Source organism: Frankia tisae (assembly GCF_025403405.1).
Lineage (GTDB): Bacteria > Actinomycetota > Actinomycetes > Frankiales > Frankiaceae > Frankia > Frankia tisai.
In genome coordinates this window covers 1-3,275 of sequence record NZ_JANEZT010000529.1, presented here as the reverse complement: position 1 = coordinate 3,275, position 3,275 = coordinate 1, and the positions used below count along the sequence as shown (strand labels likewise).

2 protein-coding genes and 1 pseudogene are annotated in these 3,275 nt (G+C 72.8%); all 3 read left to right on the top strand.

From position 1 onward, the window contains the following. Positions 1-386: 386 nt before the first annotated feature. A complete protein-coding gene (locus NBZ85_RS29305; protein ID WP_498041274.1) occupies positions 387-1,250 on the top strand; it encodes a UbiA family prenyltransferase in 864 nt (287 codons plus the stop codon). A 466-nt stretch (positions 1,251-1,716) separates the two neighbouring features. Next, positions 1,717-2,802: a hypothetical protein gene (locus NBZ85_RS29300; protein ID WP_261560500.1), complete on the top strand. Its 1,086-nt coding sequence runs from the start codon at positions 1,717-1,719 to the stop codon at positions 2,800-2,802. A gap of 41 nt (positions 2,803-2,843) precedes the next feature. After that, positions 2,844-3,275: pseudogene (locus NBZ85_RS29295) on the top strand (hypothetical protein); the annotation flags it as partial.

The window sequence follows — 3,275 nt, the reverse complement described above, 5'->3', positions numbered from 1 at the left end:
GCCCGCGGGTGCTCCACCCCGCCCGGCCGGACAACGCGGTCGAACGGCTAGACGAGCAGGTCCGACGTTCGGCCAGGACAGCTCGCACCTCGCGGTCCCAACACCCTCAAATCCCGCGCCCCTCTAAATCGAGCGGGCGCCGGAAATTGCTGGAGGTTGATGACGGTCGCGGGGCGGAGAACCGTCATCAGGCTCCTGCAATCTCCCGCCCTGTACGGTGCCGATCGGTACCGCGCCCAGCCGGCACGACTCCGCAGTGGTGAGGCCCTGCCCGGCCCGGCTTGCGATGGAGGCCGGGCGGCGAGACGGCGTTGTGTCGGGCCCGCAGTTCTGAGACGTTCGCGCCCATGGCAAGAGCGGCAAGAACAGCAAGAGCAGCCAGACGACTGGCCACACGAACCTCCCCGCGAGCGGCGACGGGAGCGGCGACGGGAGCGGATGGGCGGCGGTTCGCCGCGCTGGCGCGGGCCTGCCATCCGGAGCCGACGGTCGCGGTGACGCTGTTCGCGACGGCACTCGCGGTCTCCAGCGGTCGGCCGGCAGTCGGGGTCGTCGCGGTCGCGGCGGCGGTCGGGTCCGGTCAGCTCTCGGTCGGCTGGAGCAATGACCTCATCGATCGCGGCCGGGACGCCGCCGGCGGCCGGACGGACAAGCCGGTCGTCGTCGGCGACCTCGCGCCAGGGACCCTCGCCGTGGCCACCGCGGCGGCGCTGGTCGCCTGCGTGCCCCTGTCCTTCGCCTCGGGCGGCCGGGCGGGGTCGGCCCATCTTGCCGCGGTTGCGGGTGCCTGGGCGTACAACCTCGGGCTGAAGGGGACCCGGCTGTCCGTCGTCCCCTATGCCGGCTCGTTCGCGCTGCTACCCGCCTTCGTCGTCCTCGGGCTGCCCGGCCACCCCGCGCCGCAGTGGTGGCTGCCGCTGGCGGGCGCGTTGCTCGGCTCGGGCGCCCACTTCGCCAATGTCCTGCCGGACCTCGACGCTGATGCCCGCGCGGGGGTACGCGGCCTGCCGCAGCGCCTCGGCGCGACCGGCGTGCGCGCATCGGCGGCGCTGCTGCTCGCGGCGGGTTCCGTCGTCGCGGTGCTCGGCCCGGGGTCCTCACGGGTCTGGCAGGTGAGCGCGCTGGCCGCGGTGGCCGGGCTGACCGGGCTCGGCCTGCGCCTCGACGACCGGTACGCGTTCCGCGCCGCGATGGCCGTCGCCGCGATCGACGTCGCGCTCGTCATCGCCGCCGGCACCCGCCCGGGCTGACACCGACGCCGGGCTGACACCGACGCTGTGCCGGTCATGGGATCGGGGCAGGCCTAACGTTACCCTAGGTATATACGCAAACACACATTGCGTCGGGCGGGCCGGGTGGCATCGATCACGGCTTCCGCATGGGGCTTCATCGGCGTCGTCGAGGAACGCCTCGGCCTCGATCCGGCGCAGACCGCGGCGACCCGCGGCATCCGCGCTGAGGCTGCGGCAACGCTCCGGACTGAGCCGGGTCGACCTCTGGCGGCACTCATCCGCGTACGAAGTTCGCGAAGAACTCCGTGTATACGGACTTTCTTCCTGCTAATGTCCGTATCCGCGTAGTTCTGCCGGGTATAGCCCGGCTCCCGGCGTCGACATAACGGCCGCGGGTGCGAGCGCGCGGGGATCCAGCCCGCTGCCGACCACCCTGTGCGGGCGCGGACGAGGTCCGGACCATCGCGCACCCAAGGGAGAGTAGATGGCAAAAGTGACCCTCCGTAGTCACATGGTTGGACCTGTCGCGGTGCTGGGTCTGAGTGCTCTGCTGGCCGTCGCGGTTCCAGGCACCGCCCGCGCCAACACCGTCGGCGTCACGGTGAAGACCCCCGGCGCCACCAGCGGGCCCGGAGCGGCCTTCGCCGAGATCTCGACCCACGCCGACTGCGCCACCGGTCTCGTGGCGGGTGGCGGGGTCAACCAGGCCATCGGCACCGGTTCGGCGTCGAACGGCAACCATGTGATGGGCAGCGAGCCCAGTTCCAACGGCAGCAGCGAGTACACCGGCACCGCCGGCGTCGTCGGCACCGACGTGACGCACTGGCTCGGCATCGGCGGCACCGGGGGGGCCACCGACGCCGCCTTCTCCACCACCCCCTACGCGACCTGCCTGACCAGCAACCTGGTCAACCACACCCAGGTGGTGATGAACAAGGCCAGCGGGCCCTCGGCGGCGTCGACGGTCAATCTGGTGGTGGCGACCTGCCCGGCGAACACGATCCTGCTCGGCGGCGGCGCGCGCGCCACTCCGGCGAGCATCGGCAGTCTCAAGCCGATCGCCAGCTTCCCCACCTTCAACGACGCCGCCCACGACTACGGTCAGAAGGCGGCGGCCGACGGTGCGACCAACCCGAACTCCTGGGCGTCCGTCGGGTGGAACGGCGGCGGCGGCGGCACCAGCAACGTGACCTACGCCTACGCGATCTGCAGCGGCAGCGGCATCAACGTCAGCGGGGCCACCGTGAAGGTCCGCTACAGCGAGGTGAGCGGGCCGACCTCGGCGACCACCGGCCAGACGGCCACGGTCGGCTGCGGCGGTGGGGACGGGAAGCTGATCAGCGGCGGTGCCGCCGTGAGCGGCGGCAGCGTGACGACCACCGACTTCACCGGCCCGGGTTCGGGCGGCGATCACCTCAACGGCAGCTTCCCCAGCGGCTCCACCGGCAGCCCCGTCAGTGACGGGACCACCACCGCCGCGTACTGGACGGCCTTCAGCCACACCGGCGGCGCGAGCTCGCCGAGCACCTACACCGACGTCTGGGCGCTGTGCGCCGACGACGGCGTCTGACCGTAAAGGCGATGTCGATTCCCATGAACTGTCGTATCACCATGCCCCGGGGCAGGCTGGCGGCAATCGCCGGCGCGGCCGGCGTGCTGGCTGTCGCCGTCGCGATGCCGCTTCCCGCCATCGCGGACACCGCGGGCGAGACGGCCATCTGCGGCGCGACCGGCGTCCTCACCACCTCCCCACCCACCTGCGCCTACACCACGGCAGGCTCGGACACCTTCACCGTGCCCGCCGGGGTGACCAGCGTGCGCATCGACCTGTTCGGCGGCGAGGGCGGCAGCGCGGCCGGGTTCGTGACCCCCAACCCGCCGAACACCGGCGCCCCCGGCGGTCTCGGCGGCGAGACCAGCGGCACCCTGGCCGTCAGTCCGGGGCAGGTCCTCCAGCTCACCGTCGGCGCCGCCGGCGTTCCCGGGACGTCCCGGCACGGCGAGTTCGCCCGGCGCGGCGGTATCGGCCACGGGGCCGGCGGC

Bases quoted from the DNA above. Each gene is read 5' to 3' on its own strand.
- NBZ85_RS29300 (WP_261560500.1), top strand. From the start codon at position 1,717: ATGGCAAAAGTGACCCTCCGTAGTCACATGGTTGGACCTGTCGCGGTG.